Origin of the sequence: Aggregicoccus sp. 17bor-14 (genome assembly GCF_009659535.1) — a bacterium.
Taxonomy (GTDB): domain Bacteria; phylum Myxococcota; class Myxococcia; order Myxococcales; family Myxococcaceae; genus Aggregicoccus.
This window is the reverse complement of the sequence record NZ_VJZZ01000020.1, coordinates 22,699-39,559: the sequence shown is the minus strand read 5'-3', so window position 1 is coordinate 39,559 and position 16,861 is coordinate 22,699. Positions and strand designations below refer to the sequence as shown.

The 16,861-nt window shown below is 73.4% G+C and carries 17 protein-coding genes; 9 read left to right on the top strand and 8 right to left on the bottom strand.

What is annotated here, in order from left to right:
• Positions 1–551 precede the first annotated feature (551 nt).
• On the bottom strand, positions 552–1,382 hold the full coding sequence (locus FGE12_RS27310; RefSeq protein WP_194798329.1) for a helix-turn-helix transcriptional regulator: 831 nt from the start codon (positions 1,380–1,382) through the stop codon (positions 552–554).
• 232 nt (positions 1,383–1,614) lie between these two features.
• Between FGE12_RS27310 and FGE12_RS27305 the strand changes: the two genes are divergently transcribed.
• Positions 1,615–2,046, top strand: a complete 432-nt coding sequence (locus tag FGE12_RS27305) for a DUF3224 domain-containing protein (protein ID WP_153869570.1) — start codon at positions 1,615–1,617, stop codon at positions 2,044–2,046.
• A gap of 190 nt (positions 2,047–2,236) precedes the next feature.
• Positions 2,237–3,322: an SGNH/GDSL hydrolase family protein gene (locus FGE12_RS27300; protein WP_153869569.1), complete on the top strand. Its 1,086-nt coding sequence runs from the start codon at positions 2,237–2,239 to the stop codon at positions 3,320–3,322.
• An 18-nt stretch (positions 3,323–3,340) separates the two neighbouring features.
• On the opposite strand, the gene FGE12_RS27295 is transcribed toward FGE12_RS27300, so the two are convergent.
• Positions 3,341–4,198: a hypothetical protein gene (locus tag FGE12_RS27295; RefSeq protein ID WP_153869568.1), complete on the bottom strand. Its 858-nt coding sequence runs from the start codon at positions 4,196–4,198 to the stop codon at positions 3,341–3,343.
• A 76-nt stretch (positions 4,199–4,274) separates the two neighbouring features.
• Here FGE12_RS27295 and FGE12_RS27290 point away from each other — a divergent pair, with 76 nt between their 5' ends.
• Both FGE12_RS27290 and lnt read left to right on the top strand, forming a co-directional pair.
• The gene (locus FGE12_RS27290) at positions 4,275–4,889 is read left to right on the top strand and encodes a hypothetical protein (RefSeq protein WP_153869567.1); all 615 of its coding nucleotides are present in this window, start codon (positions 4,275–4,277) and stop codon (positions 4,887–4,889) included.
• On the top strand, positions 4,886–6,499 hold the full coding sequence (lnt, locus tag FGE12_RS27285) for an apolipoprotein N-acyltransferase (protein WP_194798328.1): 1,614 nt from the start codon (positions 4,886–4,888) through the stop codon (positions 6,497–6,499). The genes FGE12_RS27290 and lnt overlap by 4 nt, the downstream gene beginning before the upstream one ends.
• Here lnt and FGE12_RS27280 read toward each other — a convergent pair.
• Positions 6,463–7,335, bottom strand: a complete 873-nt coding sequence (locus FGE12_RS27280) for an endonuclease/exonuclease/phosphatase family protein (RefSeq protein WP_194798327.1) — start codon at positions 7,333–7,335, stop codon at positions 6,463–6,465. The two genes, lnt and FGE12_RS27280, sit on opposite strands and share 37 nt — an antisense overlap.
• Before the next feature lie 162 nt (positions 7,336–7,497).
• Between FGE12_RS27280 and FGE12_RS30140 the strand changes: the two genes are divergently transcribed.
• Positions 7,498–7,770 carry a GlsB/YeaQ/YmgE family stress response membrane protein gene (locus FGE12_RS30140; protein ID WP_194798326.1) on the top strand — a complete coding sequence of 91 codons (273 nt, stop codon included), beginning with the start codon at positions 7,498–7,500 and terminating at the stop codon, positions 7,768–7,770.
• Here FGE12_RS30140 and FGE12_RS27275 read toward each other — a convergent pair.
• The 4 genes from FGE12_RS27275 to metK all read right to left on the bottom strand — a co-directional run bounded on the left by FGE12_RS27275 (position 7,767) and on the right by metK (position 11,432).
• Positions 7,767–8,369 (bottom strand): CoA pyrophosphatase, encoded by a 603-nt coding sequence (locus tag FGE12_RS27275; RefSeq protein ID WP_194798325.1) that lies wholly within the window; start codon positions 8,367–8,369, stop codon positions 7,767–7,769. The genes FGE12_RS30140 and FGE12_RS27275 overlap by 4 nt on opposite strands.
• A gap of 14 nt (positions 8,370–8,383) precedes the next feature.
• Positions 8,384–9,277 carry an undecaprenyl-diphosphate phosphatase gene (locus tag FGE12_RS27270; protein ID WP_153869565.1) on the bottom strand — a complete coding sequence of 298 codons (894 nt, stop codon included), beginning with the start codon at positions 9,275–9,277 and terminating at the stop codon, positions 8,384–8,386.
• 154 nt (positions 9,278–9,431) lie between these two features.
• Positions 9,432–9,863: a hypothetical protein gene (locus FGE12_RS27265; RefSeq protein WP_153869564.1), complete on the bottom strand. Its 432-nt coding sequence runs from the start codon at positions 9,861–9,863 to the stop codon at positions 9,432–9,434.
• Positions 9,864–10,244: 381 nt separating this feature from the next.
• Positions 10,245–11,432: a methionine adenosyltransferase gene (metK, locus tag FGE12_RS27260; protein ID WP_153869563.1), complete on the bottom strand. Its 1,188-nt coding sequence runs from the start codon at positions 11,430–11,432 to the stop codon at positions 10,245–10,247.
• Between the two features lie 265 nt (positions 11,433–11,697).
• Between metK and FGE12_RS27255 the strand changes: the two genes are divergently transcribed.
• The 4 genes from FGE12_RS27255 to FGE12_RS27240 all read left to right on the top strand — a co-directional run bounded on the left by FGE12_RS27255 (position 11,698) and on the right by FGE12_RS27240 (position 15,845).
• The gene (locus FGE12_RS27255; RefSeq protein ID WP_194798324.1) at positions 11,698–12,321 is read left to right on the top strand and encodes an ABC transporter substrate-binding protein; all 624 of its coding nucleotides are present in this window, start codon (positions 11,698–11,700) and stop codon (positions 12,319–12,321) included.
• A gap of 95 nt (positions 12,322–12,416) precedes the next feature.
• Positions 12,417–14,696, top strand: coding sequence for a gliding motility protein (locus tag FGE12_RS27250; RefSeq protein ID WP_153869561.1), 2,280 nt, complete (start codon positions 12,417–12,419; stop codon positions 14,694–14,696).
• 77 nt (positions 14,697–14,773) lie between these two features.
• A complete protein-coding gene (locus FGE12_RS27245; protein WP_194798323.1) occupies positions 14,774–15,301 on the top strand; it encodes a helix-turn-helix domain-containing protein in 528 nt (175 codons plus the stop codon).
• The gene (locus FGE12_RS27240) at positions 15,246–15,845 is read left to right on the top strand and encodes an IS630 family transposase (RefSeq protein ID WP_153869559.1); all 600 of its coding nucleotides are present in this window, start codon (positions 15,246–15,248) and stop codon (positions 15,843–15,845) included. Before FGE12_RS27245 ends, FGE12_RS27240 begins: the two co-directional genes overlap by 56 nt.
• Here FGE12_RS27240 and FGE12_RS27235 read toward each other — a convergent pair.
• Entirely contained in the window at positions 15,842–16,771 is a 930-nt protein-coding gene (locus tag FGE12_RS27235; protein ID WP_153869558.1) for a LysR substrate-binding domain-containing protein, read from the bottom strand. The two genes, FGE12_RS27240 and FGE12_RS27235, sit on opposite strands and share 4 nt — an antisense overlap.
• Between the last annotated feature and the right edge of the window lie 90 nt (positions 16,772–16,861).

The window sequence follows — 16,861 nt, the reverse complement described above, 5'->3', positions numbered from 1 at the left end:
TCAGGACGCCAGGCCTTCCCCGCGCTGTCCGTTGTCGCGGGCTGGCCTGTGGGAGCACCAGGACCGGAAGGGTGGCGGAGCGCTACGGCCGCTCTCGGTGGGGCGCTGCCGGCACGCATCGCTCAGGGGTGACACGTTCGCGCGCGGGCGAGACGGCTCACCTTCGCGCCGTCCTGAACGAAGCTTCCTTCCACACCCCGCCGCCCCGCCTCGGCGTGAAGCGAAACGTCCGTTCTACGGGCCAGCCTCGAGGCACCGAGCCGCGCTTCACTCCTCGTGCGGCCCCCTCCGGAGCCGACAGCCGCGGCGCGCAAATGCGTAAAATAGGATTTTACGTTTTTGCATCGCGCGCCGGTCCGCGCCCGGGAGGGGCGTCTCCTTTCGGGACAGCAGTCCCGCGCGTCGTGGACGGCTTTTCCCACCCGGAGAAGCCTCGTCCCCTCCCCGGCCTCTCCTTCTCGAGGCCGTGGGCCGCGCGCCACTCTCGCGTGTCCACGCCCGCGCGTGAGGCGCCGGCTGCGCGTCGAGCGATGCCGCTGCGCACGGGCGCTTCAGCGCTCCGACGGGAGGCGGCGCGCAGCGGTCGCCGCGGCCGCGTAGGCGCCGGGCGGCTGCCCCACCAGCGCCTTGAAGTCGCGGATGAAGTGCGACTGATCGAAGTAACCGAGCTGCAGCGCGAGGTCCGCGAGCTCGGGCGCGGGCGTGCGTGCGAGCTGCTCCGCGGCCTCGTGCAGCCGGTAGCGCTTGAGCACCCACTTGGGGCTGACTCCGACGGCGGCGCGAAAGCCGCGCTGCAGCGCCCGCAGCGAGAGCCCGGAGAGCTCCACCACCTGCTCCACCCGGACGAGACTCGGGTCCGCGGCGAGCCGCTCCACCAGGTCGCGCAGCAGCTGCAGCGGCGCAGAGAGCGGCGGCAGGCGCGGAGCCAGGAAGTCTTGCACGAGCGCCGCGCACGCCCGCACGTCCGGCTCGGCGAGCACGACCTCGCGCAGCGCATCGCTCGAGGGACCGAGCACCTGGCGCAGTGACACCGTGCGGTCCGTGAGGCTGGAGACGGGCGCGCGCAGCAGTGGCTGGAAGGCCGCGGGGCGGAACTTCACCCCGAAGACGCGGTCCTGGCCGCGCAGCTCGCGGCGGAAGCGTCGCGACTGCACGCCCGCGACCTGCGCACGGCCCCGCTCGAAGACGAGGTGCACGCAGGGATGGGGCAGGGTCTCGGCGCACACGGGGCGCTCGCCGCGCAGGTCCCAGCGCACGGTCCAGAAGTGCTGCACGTAGGGTTCGAGCGCGGGAGCGGGCGCAAAGCGCTCGTGCACCACGCGTCCCGGAGGGGCGGGGCGCTGCAGCACCCCGCGGGGCGCATCGAGACGGGGGCGGCTCATCCGGCCGCATTGTCCGGCCCCGTCGCGTTTTTGCAATCCATCGCGCGCGCGACGCGCTGAGGTGCTGGCTCCACCGACGAACCCACTGGAGCCCGCAATGAACCCAGCCGCCTCCCCGAACCAGCCTCTGCGCCCAGGACGCGGCGCCCTCCTCATGGCAGCCTGCGCCCTCGCGCTGGGGGGCTGCGCCCACGACGCCCGTCACGCCTCTCCCTCGACACCGGAGTCCCCGATGACCACCTCCCCGACGCCCGCAGCCCCGACCCTGCACGCCAGCGGCCCCTTCGACGTGAAACTCACCCCGCAGGCGCCCGAGCCCGGCACCGAGGCCTCGGCCGTGGGGCGGATGCGGCTGGACAAGCAGTTCCACGGCGAGCTCGAGGCCACGAGCCAGGGCCAGATGCTCGCGGTGCGCTCGGACGTGGAGGGCTCGGCGGGCTACGTCGCGCTGGAGCGTGTGACGGGCACGCTCGCGGGCCGCAAGGGGAGCTTCGCCCTGCAGCACAGCGGCCTGATGAACCGGGGCGCGCCGCAGCTCACCATCACCGTGGTGCCCGACTCGGGCACCGGGGAGCTCACCGGGCTGAGCGGCCGGATGGAGATCCAGATCGAGCAGGGCGCGCACCGCTACCGCTTCGAGTACTCGCTTCCGGCGCAGCCCTGAAGCCGGGGCGGGGCTTGATGCAATCGGGTTGCATCTGGGGCACTCTGGGACCCGTGCCCCACGTATGCGGGCGAACAGAGTCGCAGTGCGTCAATGTGCAGTAGCGACCGCGCGCGGCTGACTCCCCTGTCAATCACCCGTGCGGGCGCCGCTAGCCTTGCCGCCTCCCCCGCAGTCCCCTGGAGGCGTCATGCTCCGTTGCCTGGTATCCGCCCTGAGCGGTCTGGCACTTGTTGCGCTGTTGCTGCCCACCGCTGCGTCCGCGAACACCCTCACCCAGAACACGTCCTGGACCATCAACCGCACGGGCGCCACGCAGAAGTACCGCGTGGTGGCGTACGGCGACTCCATCTACGCCGGCTACACCGGCAGCCTCAGCAGCGTGGCCAAGCGCGCGGGGCCGCTGGTGGACGGCGAGTACCTCGCGCAGAAGTGGAACGCGAACATCGAGGTCATCCGCCGCACCAAGAGCGGGGCGAAGGCGGACGACATCTACAACAACAAGATCGTCGCCGAGCGCTCGTACATGCAGGCCACCAGCACGCGCGTGGTGCAGTTCGAGATGTGCGGCAACGACTACCTGCAGGCGCGCAGCAACCTGAACGGCCAGAGCGGCACCTGCAACTTCGCGGTGCTGGACACGGCGCTGGCCAACTGCGCGAGCTACACCGAGCGGGCGATGCAGGCCATCAACACCTACGCCACCACGGCGAAGGTGAAGGTGGTGATGAACCTGTACTACCCGGGCTACGCGGCGGACAACACCACGCTCGCCTGCAAGGACGCGAGCGGCGCCAGCGTGAACAAGCAGCAGAAGTTCATGCCCTACATCGCGCGCAGCAACTGGCGCACCTGCAACCTCGCCGAGCGCTACGGCTTCAAGTGCGCGGACATGTTCGCCGAGTGGATGGGCGCCGACTACGACAGCAACGGCGACGGCCAGGTGGACTCGGACGCGCTGCGCTACCACTCGGGTGAGACGGAGGACGCGTACGTGCAGCGCGTCACCGTGGCGCTGCGCTCCACCGTGCGCGATGCGAACACGCACTTCGCCAACGCGAGCACCAGCTTCGACTACCTGCAGTCGGACGACACGCACCCCACCTTCTACGGCGGCACCATCGGGGTGAGCATCTTCACCGGCAGCGGCTCGGGCTCCGGCGCGCCCGACTTCGCGGACAGCACGGTGGTGGGCGGGAAGAACCCGCAGTGGAACACCCGCGGCCACGAGCGCATGGGCTGGGCGAGCTCGCTCTTCGACCCCGCGACGCCGTAGGCCCTCAGCCGCAGGGCATCAGACGAGGAAGCGCAGCGCGAGCAGCGCCGGGACGCCCGCGAAGTAGGCGAGGCGTCCCAGCCACTCCGCCGCCCAGCGCACCGGCCGCGCGCTCGCGGGAAGCGCCCAGGCCGCCGAGAGGCACACCAGCTCGGCGGCCACCCGCAGCGTGCCCGCCAGCACCACCAGGTACACCAGCGTGCCGCCCCAGTAGAGCGCCGCGGAGGCGAGCCAGGCGCGCAGGCCGAAGAGCTGGTACTCGCCGTTCCACGCCCCGAAGGTGATGTGCTGGTAGGAGCGCAGGAGCACCGCGCCGAGCAGCAGCGGGAACAGCCCGTACTTCAGCGCGAGCGCGAGTGGGCCCGAGCGGTGCAGGCGCCGGCGCGCCTCGGCGAAGGCGCGGGCAGCGCGCGCCGCGTGGCCTCCGGGCGCCGCCACCGCGCCCAGCGCCCCGGGCGCTCCCCCCTCCAGCTCGCGCGCGAGCCGCTCCCCCGGGCCCAGCTCCCACCACTCGCCGGGCGAGGGCAGGGGCAGGAGCCACGGGTGCGCGAGCACCTGCGCCCCCGGGGGCACCTCCAGGCGCACGAAGCGCGAGGCGAGCCGCACCCGCCCCTCCTCGAGCAGCAGCCGCGCGGCGAAGAGCCAGCGCAGGGCGGCCACGAGCGCGAGCGGCAGGAGCACGCCGCCCAGCACCCCGCCCACCACGGCGCGCGGAGAAGCGCGCGCGCCGCCGTCCACCGCATCGAGCAGCACCCGCACGCCCAGCTGCGCCACGCTCGCGCCCGCCAGCGCCACCAGCAGGGCTGCCACCCAGCGCAGGCCCCGCGGCCAGGCCACCACCTGCGCTGCTGCCACGGCCTCGCGACTTTCGGGCATGTGACTCCCGTCCGCCGGCGCGCTTTGCCCTCGCCGGTGGAGACTTCATAGCATCCGAGCCCTGGAGGTGCTCCCCGTGGCGCGAGTGCAGCAGGAGGGCAGCAGGGAGCGCCGCGGGCTGGAGCGCGCGCTGTGGCTGGGGCTGCTCGCGCTCGCCGCGCTGCTGATGCTCGCCCTGCCCCCCTTGCTGGATGCGCTCGCGCCCGCGCCCCAGGCCCCGCAGGAGCCCGCGCCGGCGGCCCGCGCGCCGGCCCCGGAGCCCCCCGCGCGGGCCCACCCGCCGCGGCCGCCCACGGCGCGGCAGGCGGAGGTGCAGCTCGCGGCAGCCCAGCTCGCGAAGGCGCAGGAGGAGCGCGCGATGGCCGGTGAGGAGCCCCAGGGCATCTCCGTCTTCAATCCCCCGGGCACCAAGCCCATCAAGCGCGGGCTGGTGGTGCCCGAGGGCTTCGCGCTGCCGCCGGGCTACGTGCGCCACTACCAGACGCTGGACGACGGCCGGCAGCTGCCCGCGGTGCTGATGTTCCACCCGGACGCGCACCCCACGGATGCGCAGGGACGCCCCGTGGCCATTCCGCCGGACGGCCTGGTGCCGCCGGAGCTCGCTCCGCCGGGCCTGCCGCTCGAGGTCCTCACCGTGCCCGAGCCCCTGCCCGAGCGGGTCCCCGAGCCGGGCGAAGGGCAGGACGGGTGAAGCGCACGGCCCTCCTGCTGCTGCTCTCCAGCGCGCTGCTCGCGGGCTACGCCCGGCTGCAGGGCCCCTCCTGGCTGCTCGGGCCCGTGTGCCTCGTCCCCTTCCTCGCCGCGCTCGAGCGCACGCGGGCGCTGCGCACCGCGTGCCTGCTGGGCGCGGCGCAGGCGGTGGGCTTCGCGCTGGGGGCGCTGGGTTGGTTCCCGCTCGCGGTGCAGCGCTACGTGGGCGTCTCTGCGTGGGGCGCCTTCGCGCTGCTCGCGCTCACGGCACCGCTGCTGCAGCCGCAGTTCCTCGCGCTCGCGCTCGCGCGCACGGGGCTGCGGCGGACGGGCGCGGGGCTCGCGGCGCTCGGCGGCGCGCTCGCGTACGTGGGGGTGGAGTGGGCGGCGCCGCGGCTGCTGGACGCGAGCCTGGGCTACGGCCTCTACCCCGCGGAAGGCCTGCGCCAGGCCGCGGACGTGGCGGGCGTGCGCGGCCTCACGCTCGCGCTGCTGCTGTGCAACGAGGCGCTGTGGGCCCTCGCGCACGCGCGAGCCTGGCGCCGCGCCCTCGCGCTCGCGGCGCCGCTCGGGCTCGCGGCGCTCTACGGAACCTGGAGGCTGGGCACGCTCGAGCAGGTGGCGCGTGCGCGTGACGGCGGCGAGCCCGGGCTGCGGGTGGGGCTGGTGCAGGCGAACCTCACCCGCTACGCCGAGCTCGCCGAGGCAGAGGGCACCTACGGCGCGGTGCGCACCGTGCTCGACACGCACTACGCGCTGTCGCGCGCGCTGCTGCAGGCGCCCGCGCCGCCCGAGCTGCTCGTGTGGCCGGAGACGGTGTACCCCACCACCTTCGGAAGCCCGCGCAGCGAGGCCGGGGCGGAGCTGGACGCGGAGCTGCGCGCCTTCGCCCACGACACCGGCGTGCCGCTGCTCTTCGGCACCTACGCGTGGGAGGCGGGGCGCGAGTACAACGCCGCAGTGCTGCTCTCCGCGCAGGAGGCAGCCCCCGCGCAGGGCTACCGCAAGGTGCACCCCTTCCCCCTCTCCGAGTACGTGCCCGCGTGGCTGGACTCACCCGCGCTGCGCGCGTGGGCCCCGTGGCTCGGCACCTGGTCTCCGGGGCCGGGGCTGCAGCTGCTCACGCTCGAGCGCCCGGGGCGGCGCACGCTGCGGCTCGCGCCGCTCATCTGCTTCGACGCCGCGGAGCCGGGGCTCGCGGCGGAGGGGGCGCGGGCGGGCGCGGACCTGCTCGTCACGCTCGCCAACGACGCGTGGTTCGCCGGCGGCCTCGGCGCGCGCCAGCACCTCGTGGTCTCCGCCTTCCGCTCCATCGAGACGCGGCTGCCGCAGGTGCGCGCCACGCCCTCCGGGGTGTCGGCGGAGATCGACCCACTGGGGCGCATCGTGCGCGAGGCCGAGCCGGAGCGCGTGCAGGCGCTGGGGGCGCAGCTGCGCCCCGGGCCGCTCGCCCCTGCGCTCGCGGCGGCGTGGGGGGACTGGGTGGGCAGCGCGGCGCTCCTCGCACTCGGGCTGCTCGTTGCAACCCGGTTGCGTCTGGCCCTCACCCCGGGCCTCTCCTCGGAGCACCCGGCTCAGGGGACGACGAGCTCGGCCATCACGCCCAGGTGATCCGAGGGCGTGAGGTCCGGGTCCTCGGGGTGCGGCTCGTTGCAGATGATGCGCGCGCTGCGCACCGGCACGCCCGGGGTGACGAAGATGTAGTCCAGCGTGCTGCGGAAGGTGCGGCCGTGGTGCGCCATGTCGTTGCGCATGGCGATGGCGGTGCCGTAGGTCCACTCGGGCTCGCGCCCGTTGGCCGTGAGGTAGGCGGACTGGTAGCGGCTGCGCAGCAGAGCGATGGCCGCCGAGTCCGGCGTGGTGTTGAAGTCCCCGGTGAGCACCGTCACCGCCGGCACGTCCGCCTGCGAGTGGGGCTCCTCGAGCCGCTTGTCCAGCCAGCCGAAGAGGGTGCGCAGCTGGGAGCGGCGCATGCCGTCCGCCACCTCCACCGGGCCGTGGTGCAGGTGCGTGCTGACCACCTCCACGCCCTTGCCGCGCCAGGTGGCGCGCACCAGCGCCGCGACGCGCCCGCCGGGCATCTCCACGTGCCCCGTGCCCACCACGGGCAGGCGGGAGAGCACGGCGACCGCCTCCTTGCCCCCTCCCTCGCCCCACTTGGGGACCTCGAAGGTGCTGTAGGCGCCCAGCTCCACGTGGGCCGCGAGCCGCGCGTTGAGCTCACCGGCGAGCCAGCGCGCCTGGGCGATGGGCAGCCAGACCTCCTGCAGCGCGATGAAGTGCGGGTGCACGCGCGCGAGCTGCTCCACGGCGAGCGGGGCGCGCCGCTCCCACTCGTCCAGGTTGAGCCGAAGGTTGAAGGTCGCGATGGTGAGGCCCGGCACACTGTCGGTGCGGCGGGTCGGCTCGGCGGGGTCTGTCAGCTCGGTCGCTGGGGGTGGGAGCACGTTTCTTCCTGTCCGGGGGCCCGGGCCAGGGCCACTGCAGCCTGCCCTGGCAACCTGCGCACCCCTCGCCCCGGGTGGCAGTGCGGCCTTGCAAAGGTGAACGTCCCGCGCCGTATTTCGCCACGGTGGGGCTAGACTGCCCCGCTCGACGGAGGAGACCTCATGGGGCTGTGTGGGTGGGTGGTTTTCGGCTTTTTCGCGGGACTCATCGCGCGTGCCCTCATGCCGGGCAGGCAGGGGCTCGGCTTCATCGCCACCACCCTGCTGGGCATCGCGGGGTCCTTCGTGGGCGGGGTGATCGCCTCGCTGCTGCGCGGGGGCACCCTGCGCATGCTGGACCGCGGCTTCGAGCCCAGCGGCTTCGTGGGCGCAGTCATCGGCGCCTTCGTGCTGCTGCTCATCGGCTCCGCGATGGGCCGGGACCACCGCCGCTAGCGCGCGAGCCCGGGCAGGCCGTCGGCCGCCGCGAGCAGGTTGCGCAGGATGCGCGCGGTCGCGCCCCAGATGACGTGCTCGCCGTAGGAGTAGAAGTCCACCTCGTAGGTGCGCCCGTGCGCCGAGCGCAGCTCGGTGCGGCGCACCGCGGGGTCCAGGAAGTGCGCGAGCGGCAGCTCGAGGATGAGCGCCACCTCGTGCGCGCTGGGCACGTACACCAGGTCGGGCGCGATGACGCCCACCACCGGCTGGATGCGGAACTCGGTGAGCGTGGACACCTCGTCCAGCGCGCCCAGCACCCGCACGCCCTCGGGCGGGATGCCCAGCTCCTCGTGCGCCTCGCGCAGGGCGGTGGCCTCGGGGCTCGCGTCCGAGGGGTCGCGGGTGCCGCCGGGAAAGGCGAACTGCCCGGCGTGGGTGCGCAGGTGCGTGGGGCGCTGCGTGAAGACGACGTGAGGCCGGCCGCCGCGCGCGTGCAGCGGCACCAGCACCGCGCTCTCGCGCAGCGTGAGACCGGGCAGGTTCACCCGGCGCGTGGGGCGGGAGTGCAGCCGCTGCGAGAGCGCGTCGAAGAAGGGATGGGAGTCGAAGTGTTCCACAGCGCGCGCGGTCCCTAGTCGGTGACCTGCTTCTCCACCGGCGGCTTGAGCGGCTTCGAGGGCACGTCGAGGTTCTCCACGCCCGAGAGCGGGCGCAGGAAGCCCGTGCCCAGCAGCACCAGCAGCAGCAGCCCCAGCGCGATGCGGTACACGATGAAGACGCGCATGGTGCGCGTGCGCAGGTACGCGAGCAGCCCCGCGATGGAGGCCCACCCGCTCGCGAACGCCACCAGCGTGCCCACCACCAGCGCCGCGGTGGAGGGGCGGCTCGCGGCCTGCACCAGGTGCTTGAGCTCGAACACGCCTGCGAGCGTGGTGGCCGGGATGGAGAGGAGGAAGGAGTAGCGCGCGGCGTCCTCGCGGCGCAGGCCCAGCCCCAGGCCGCCCGTCATCGTGGTGCCCGAGCGGCTGCTGCCCGGCACCAGCGCCAGCGCCTGCCAGAGGCCGATGAGGATGCCGTCCTTCCAGGTCATGTCCGCGAGCGTGCGCCGGTGGCTCGCGCGCGCCTCCACCCACGCGAGCACCAGCGCGAGCAGGATGAGGCTCGCGGAGATGATGTACAGCGAGCGCAGGGAGCTCTCGATGAAGGGCTTGAAGAGGAGCCCCAGCACGGCGATGGGGAGGGTGCCCACGCCCACGAACCACGCGAGCCGCGCCTCCAGCGTGCCGAAGGGCTGGCGCTGCACGAGGCCCCGCACGAAGGCGCCCACCAGCGCGACGAGGTCCTTGCGGAAGTAGAGCAGCACCGCCGCCACCGTCCCCAGCTGGATGATGGCCGAGTACGCGGCGCCCGGGTCCTGCCAGCCGAGCAGCTCCGGCACGATGCGCAGGTGCGCGGTGGAGCTGATGGGGAGGAACTCGGTGAGGCCCTGGACCAGGCCCAGGACGATGGCTTCGAGCAGGCTCATAGGGAGAGGCCGGATGTATGCCCTCCCCTCCCCCCCAGCAAGCCCCAAGCGCGCGCGGATGTACGCCGCTCGCCACGTCGAGGGCCCCCTCCCGGCCGCCACCCCCGGGACGGCCCCATCCCCTCGAGCACTGCACTCGAAGCGCGTGCGCGCTCTACCCGCCCGCGCCGGTGCTCACCGCGCGCTCCACGCCCGTGGCGACGTTGGTCAGGTCGTCGTCCACCACGAAGGTGGCGCGCAGCTCGTCGCCCTTGTTGAGCGCCTTGTGGAAGGCGAGGTCGCGCCCGTCGATGGGCACCACCGCGCCGCTGTTCACGCGCACGTACATGACCTTGCTGCGCATGTCGACGAGCGTCCCCACCACCTGGCTGCGGGCCTTCACCTTGCCGTCGCTCGCCCACTTGCGCTCGGCCTTGGAGCGCATGTTGGTGTTGATCGCCTCTGCGCCACCGGGCGCGTTGATGCGGCCGAAGGTCTGGCTGTTCTCGATCTTTTGCGAGTCCCGCTCTTCGGGGGGCTTTGCCAGCGCCATCGCCGGCACCACCAGCATGAGTCCCGTCAGCACGCCCGTCAGTCGCTTGTTCATGTCACAGCCTCGGTGCAGGGGTTCTTGACCCATTCAAGAGAGGCAATGCCGAAGCCCCCGCACGCGTATCGCGACAAAAAATGAGGCGGCGCGAGCGCGCAGGAGCACTCGGAGAGCGGCCGGAGAGACGGCCCCGGCGAGCGGGTTCGCTGCAGCGACGCACCCACTCGCTGCAGCCGGCGAATGCGCAGTGCGTCCCACGCACGGGCGCGCATCCCACGCGCGGACACGCGCGCGCCCATTCCCCGGCCCCGCGGCGCAACCGCCACGCGTTTGCAACGGTGCGGGCTGCAACGGCGCACGGGCTCCGAAAACACGACGCGCGGGCCTCCCGGAGGGAAGCCCGCGCGCGCGGGGTACGTCAGCTCTGCCTGAGGCGGCCTAGGTGCTGCTCACGACCTTGAGGCGGGCGCTGCCGGCGCCGCCCACGGCGTCGCGCAGCGCATCCTTCTTGTCGGTGCGCTCCCAGGTGAACTCCTTCTCGGAGCGGCCGAAGTGACCGTACGCCGCGGTCTTCTGGTAGATGGGGCGCAGCAGGTCCAGGTGCTCCACGATCTCGCGGGGGCGCAGGCCGAACACCTGGCGCACCGCGCGCGCGATCTTCTCCTCGGGCACGGTCGCGGTGCCGAAGGTCTCCACCAGCACGCTGACCGGCTCCGCCACGCCGATGGCGTAGCTCACCTGCACCTCGCAGCGGTGCGCGAGGCCCGCGGCCACCACGTTCTTCGCGATGTAGCGGCCCATGTACGCGGCCGAGCGGTCCACCTTGGACGGGTCCTTGCCGCTGAACGCGCCGCCACCGTGGCGGCCCATGCCGCCGTAGGTGTCCACGATGATCTTGCGGCCGGTGAGGCCCGAGTCACCCATGGGGCCGCCGATGACGAAGCGGCCGGTGGGGTTGATGAAGAACTTGGTCTTGTTGTCGATGAGCTTCTTGGGCAGCGCCTTGGCGATGACGTCCTCGCGCACGGCCTCGTGGATCTTCTTGTTGGAGATCTCGTCGGCGTGCTGGGTGCTCACGACCACCGCGTCGATGCGCACGGGGCGGCCGTTCTTGTACTCCACCGTCACCTGGCTCTTGCCGTCCGGGCGCAGCCACGGGTGCTGCTTGCGGCGCACCTCGGAGAGGCGGCGGGTGAGCGCGTGCGCGTAGTGCAGCGGCGCCGGCATCAGCTCGGGGGTCTCGTTGACCGCGAAGCCGAACATCATGCCCTGGTCGCCGGCGCCCTGGTCCTTCTTGTTGTCCACGCCGCGCGCGATGTCCTGGCTCTGGCCCTCGATGGCCACCATGACGCCGCAGGTGTTGCCGTCGTAGCCCATGGAGCTGTCGGTGTAGCCGATGCGGCAGATGGTGCTGCGCACGATCTTGGGGATGTCCACGTAGCAGTTCGTGGTCACCTCACCGGCCACGATGGCGAGGCCCGTCTTCACGAGCGTCTCCACCGCCACGCGCCCCTGCGGGTCCTTGGCGAGGATGGCATCGAGGACGCCGTCGGAGATCTGGTCGGCGATCTTGTCCGGGTGGCCTTCGGTAACGGATTCGGAGGTGAACAGGTAGTCGGTAGGCATGTCGTCTCAGAGTAACGGCGGGGGCCGCAAAAGTCGGCGGACACTAGACCCCGGTGCGGAATGCAGTCAAACCCCGCGACCGCCCTGGAAATTGCGTCCCTGCCGGGGCCGCCCACGCTCGGGCGGGCAGGCGTCCGGTGAGGGGGTGAATTTTGTCCGGCCCCGGCCGTTCAGGTGTACTCGTTGCCCTGGAGCAGCACCCCTGCCTGCTCCCCTTTTTGCCGTGCGCGCACCCTGCGCGCCCTTGTCTGGAGGAAGCCCTCTCGTGATCTCCCGCCTGCAGTCCCTCGCTCTGCTGTCTGCCCTCTCTCTCGCCGCGCCGGCGCTCGCTGCGGACGGTGCCGCCGCGCCTGCTGCCGCCAGCACCGCCGCGGACAAGGCCCCCATCAAGCCGCTCACCACGCTCATCAGCGGCGTGCGCTACGGCAAGGACGCGCTCGCGCTGCAGCAGTTCGACGGCGACGCGCAGGGCAAGTTCCTCTTCGGTGACGACTGGCAGAAGGGCACCGAGGCGCAGCGCAAGGAGTTCACCCGCCTCTTCCACGCGGTGCTCGCCAAGCGCGCCTTCCCGGAGCTGCGCGAGAAGTTCAAGTACCTGCAGGCCGTGCAGTACGAGGACCCGAAGCTGGGCGCGGGCGGCGACACCGCCACCGTGGGCAGCACCATCCTCATCCTCCACCCGCTCAAGAAGCAGGAGATGAAGGTGAAGTACTCCGTGCTCAAGGGCGCGGGCGGCTGGAAGGTGCTGGACGTCACCTCGCTCGGCGACTCCATGCTCACCGGCCTGCGCGACGAGCAGGTGCGCCCGCTCCTCAAGGAGGGCGGGTGGGAGGCTGTGATGAAGGCACTGCGCGCCGAGGCCGTGAAGCAGGGCGTCGCAGCGAAGTAATCCGCCGGGAGCGGACGCTCGAGCAGGCAGGCAACCTGTTTGAGTGCAAAGTAGTTTGACCGCGGGAATGGGGGGCGTCAGCGTGCGAAGTCGCGATGCTCACGCCCTCCCGCGAGTCCCCCGCCGACGTCGACCTCCCCCTGCTCCCCGCCTCGCGAGCGCCCAGCGCGCGCGAGGCGGACGCGTTCTGTGCGCATTTCTGCCCGCGCGCGCCCGGCCACCCCGCCGTGCGCGACCTCTACGCGCTCCTGTGCCGGGCCGCCGTCCTGGGCGGCGAGCCGGCGGGGATCCAGTCCGGAGGGTTCGAAGCCCGCACCGGCTGGCTGGAGGCGCTGGTGCGCTGGCTGAAGGAGCCGCAGCGCACCCCGCTGCCGGAGCCCGAGCCGGAGCCGGCGGGTGCGGAGGCGGCGGACGAGGTCCTCATCCCCGTGCCGCCGGACAGCGCCGCGGCGGCGCTGCCCCACGCCCGGCTGCTGCTGCTCGCGCGGGTGCTGGAGACGCTGCCCGAGGCGCGCGCGCACGTGGGGCGCCTGGTGCGCGCGGTGCTCGCCGGCAGCCAGGGGCTGAAGCTCTTCGCGCAGGTGGGCGTGCCCGGCGGACAGGGCTTCGTGGGCGAGGTGACGGACCGCTTCGCGCGCAAGCTGCTGCCCACCCCGCCCGAGGAGGGCGAGCTGAGCGCGCTGCTGCCGCGGCTCTTTCCCCGCGAGGCGGACGCGGCCTGGCTCTCGTCGCTGCCGCCGGCCGCCGTGGCGCGGCTCGCGCTGCAGCTGGGTGAGTGGACCCCGCCCGAGGTGGAGCCCTCGGCGCAGGTGCGCGGCTGGCTGCTGGACGCGCTGGTGGTGCTCTCGGTGCGCACGGCCTCGCTGGGGCTCTCGCCCGCGGTGCTGGACCGGCTGCCGGGCCACGCGCTGCGCGCGAACCCCTTCCTGCGCCTGCGCCGGGTAGCGGACTCGATGGTGTCGCGCGACGGGCACCCGGAGGCGCTGCGCGAGCTGGGGCAGGCGCTCGAGGAGTGCCACGGCGTGGTGGCCACGGTGCACCAGCACCTGGAGCACTACGGCGTCAGCGTGGACCTGGTGTACCGGCTCGAGCGCATCCGGCGGGGGCTCCTGCGCATGGGGCGCATCGCGCGGGTGCTCGCGGCGCCGCGCGGCGAGGCGCGCTGGGCGGAGGGGCTCGCGCTGCTCAGCGTGCTGGTGCGCCGCAGCCGCGAGGACCGCTCGGTGGGCGCGCTGGTGCAGGGCAACGTGCGGCAGCTTGCGCGCAAGGTCATCGAGCGCGCGGGGGTGAGCGGCGAGCACTACATCACGGCCACGCGCGCCGAGTGGCACCAGATGGTGCACTCGGCGGCCGGAGGCGGCCTGCTCACCGCCTTCACCGCGGCCATCAAGGTGACGCTGGGCACGCTCAGCCTCGCGCCCTTCTTCGTGGGGCTCTTCGCCTCGCTCAACTACGCGGGCAGCTTCGTGCTGATGCAGTTCCTGGGCTTCACGCTCGCCACGAAGCAGCCCTCCATGACGGCCGCCGCGCTCGCCGGTGCGCTCGCGCGCGACGAGGGCGCCACGGACCTCACCGGCGCGCCGGGCCTGCAGGAGAGTGGGCGGCTCGAGCGCCTGGTGGAGCTCATCGCGCGCATCACCCGCTCGCAGCTCGCCGCCGCGCTGGGCAACCTCTCCATGGTGCTGCCGGCGGGCGTGGGGCTCGCGCTCGCGGTGCAGCTGCTCTCCGGGCGCGCGCTGCTCACGCCCGAGCAGGCCCAGTACGTGGTGCACAGCCTGCACCCGTGGAAGAGCCTCTGCCTGCCCTTCGCCGCGCTCACCGGCGTGATGCTGTGGATGGCCTCGGTGACGGGCGGGTGGATGGAGAACTGGGCGGTGTACCGGCGGCTGCCGGAGGCGATCGCCGCACATCGCGGCGTGCGCCGCGTGCTGGGCCCGCAGCGCGCCGAGGCCCTGGGCAGACTGGTGCTGCGGCAGGTGGGTCCCGTGGGCGGCCTGGTGTGCCTCGGCTTCCTGCTCGCGATGACGCCCGCGGTGGCCGGCTTCTTCGGCGTGCACCTCGAGGTGCGCCACGTGACGCTGTCCTTCGGCAGCCTCGCGCTCGCGGGCGCGGCGCTGGGGCCGCAGGCCGCGCTCGAGCCGGACTTCCTCGCCGCGGTGCTGGGCGTGGGGCTGGTGGGGCTGCTCAACTTCGGCGTCTCCTTCGCGCTCGCGCTCGCCGTGGCGCTGCGCGCGCGGGACGTGCCCCGCGGCAGCAGCCTGGTGCTCGCGCGCGGGGTGGCGAGCGCCTTCCGCCGCAACCCGCGCACCTTCTTCGTGCCCCCGCGCGAGCCGGAGCAGGACTGCGCGCTCGAGGCGCCGCCGGCCGTGCACTGAAGCGGCTAAGTAGGTCCGGGAAAGTCTTTGCACACCACTCTGCCGGTGCCTACTGGTTGGGCATGGTGCCGGACAGAGTGAAGGCACGCGCACTGCGTGAGCGCGTGCGGCGGATGATGCGCGGGACGCCGGATGCGCGCCTGGCGCGCCGGCTGGTGGCGGTGCTGCAGGTGCTGGAGGGTGAGCGGCCCGGGCGCGTGGCGACGTTGATGGGTGTGAGTCGCAGCACGGTGCACGGCTGGCTGCGTCGGCTGTGGCGAGCCCAGAAGCCCGAGGCGCTGGCGGACCGAGTGCGCAGCGGGCGGCCGCCGCTGCTGCAGGCCGCGCAGCGGCGCAGGCTGCAGCAGCTGCTCGCCCGCTCGCCCGAAGACTTCGGCTTCTTCTGCACGGGCTGGACGGTGGCCACGTTGCGCGCGCAACTGGAGGCAGAGGGGGCGCCGCGCGTCAGTGACGACACGCTGCGCGAGGCGGTGCACCGGCTGGGCTACCGCTGGAAGCGACCCCGCTACACGCTCGCCCCGGACCCGGAGCGAGAGAAAAAAGCGCGCAGTGCGCTGGACGCTGGGCTTCTGGCTTCCCCTGGCGCGCGTGCTGTTTCTGGATGAGACGGACTTGCTGCTGTTTCCGCCCCTGCGCGCCTGCTGGGCGCTTCAGGGCGCTGCGCCCCGGCAGGTGCTGCTCACCGGCCGCAACGCCAGGTGCGTCCTCTTCGGCGCCGTCGACCCCCTCTCCGGCGAGGTGCACCTGCTGGCGCGCACCGCGCAGCGCGCCGAGGACTTCTGCGCCTTCCTGCGCCACCTGCGCCGCCGCCACCCGCGCGGGCCTCTGGTGCTCGTCCTGGACTCGGACGCCAGCCACACCGCCCGCGCCTCTCAGCGCCTCGCAGACGAGCTCCTCATCCTCCTCGTCTTCCTGCCCAAGCGCTGCCCGCACCTCAACCCCATGGACCACCTGTGGAGGGCCGCCAAGGGCGACGTGCTGGCCAACCACCAGTACGCAAGCCTCGACGACGAGCTGGACCGCACCGCCAGCTACCTCTGGAGCCTGTCCCCACAGGAGGTGCTGACGAAGGCGGGCATCCTCTCGCCCACCTTCTGGATTCGCAGGCTCCGTGCGAACCTGTGCAAGAACTTCTTAGGACTGACTTAGGTGCGCGCCGCGCGCCCCGAGGGCCACGCCGCGCGCAGGGTGGCCGCGAGCAGGCGCAGGCCGGGGGCGCCGGGGTAGCCCGGGCGCCACACCAGCGCGAGCGTGCGCGCGGGCGCGGGCTGCGCGAAGGGCACGGTGGCGAGCTGCCCGCCCCGGTTCTCCGCCGTCACCGCGAGCTGGGGCAGCAGGGTCACGCCCGCGCCGCTCGCCACCATCTGCGCGAGCGTGGTGAGGCTCGTCGCGCGGAAGTCCGCCTCGGCTGCGCCCCCGCGGCTGCACAGCGCGAGCGCCTGGCGGCGAAAGCAGTGCCCGTCATCCAGCAGCAGCACGGGCAGGCCGTGGAGGTCGTCCGGGCGCAGGGAGCGGCGCTTCGAGAGCGCGTGGCCCGGGGGCGCCGCGAGCACGAAGGGGTCCTGCGCGAGCACCTCGCTCTCCAGGCCCCCCGTCTCCGCCTCCAGCGCGAGCAGCCCCACCTCGAGCCGCCCCTCCTCGAGCCCGCGCACCACATGCGCCGTCGTCTCCTCGCGGATGAGCAGGCGCAGGCGCGGGTGCGCGCGGGCGATGGCCGGCACCACCTCGGGCAGCACGTAGGGCGCCACCGTGGGGATGACGCCCAGGCGCAGGGGGCCGCTGAGCGGCTCGGCGAGCCCGCGCGCGAGCGCGAGGAGATCCTGCGCCTCCACCAGGACGCGGCGCGCGCGCGCCACCAGCTGCTCGCCCGCGGCCGTGAGCAGCACGCGGCGCTGGTCGCGCTCGAAGAGCTGTACCCCCAGCGCCTCCTCCACATGGCGCACCTGGCTGCTGAGCGCGGGCTGCGAGACGTGACAGCGCTCGGCGGCGCGGCGGAAGCCGAGCGCGTCGGCCACCGCCACCACGTACTCGAGCTGGCGCAGGGTGAAGTCCTGGAGGGAGGGCGTGCGGGCCATGATAGCCCCGGGTTATCACGACCATCCAGACGATGTCTTGGAGAGCTCACCCGCCCCCGCGCTACTCACCCCGTCGCGGCAAGGCGCTCC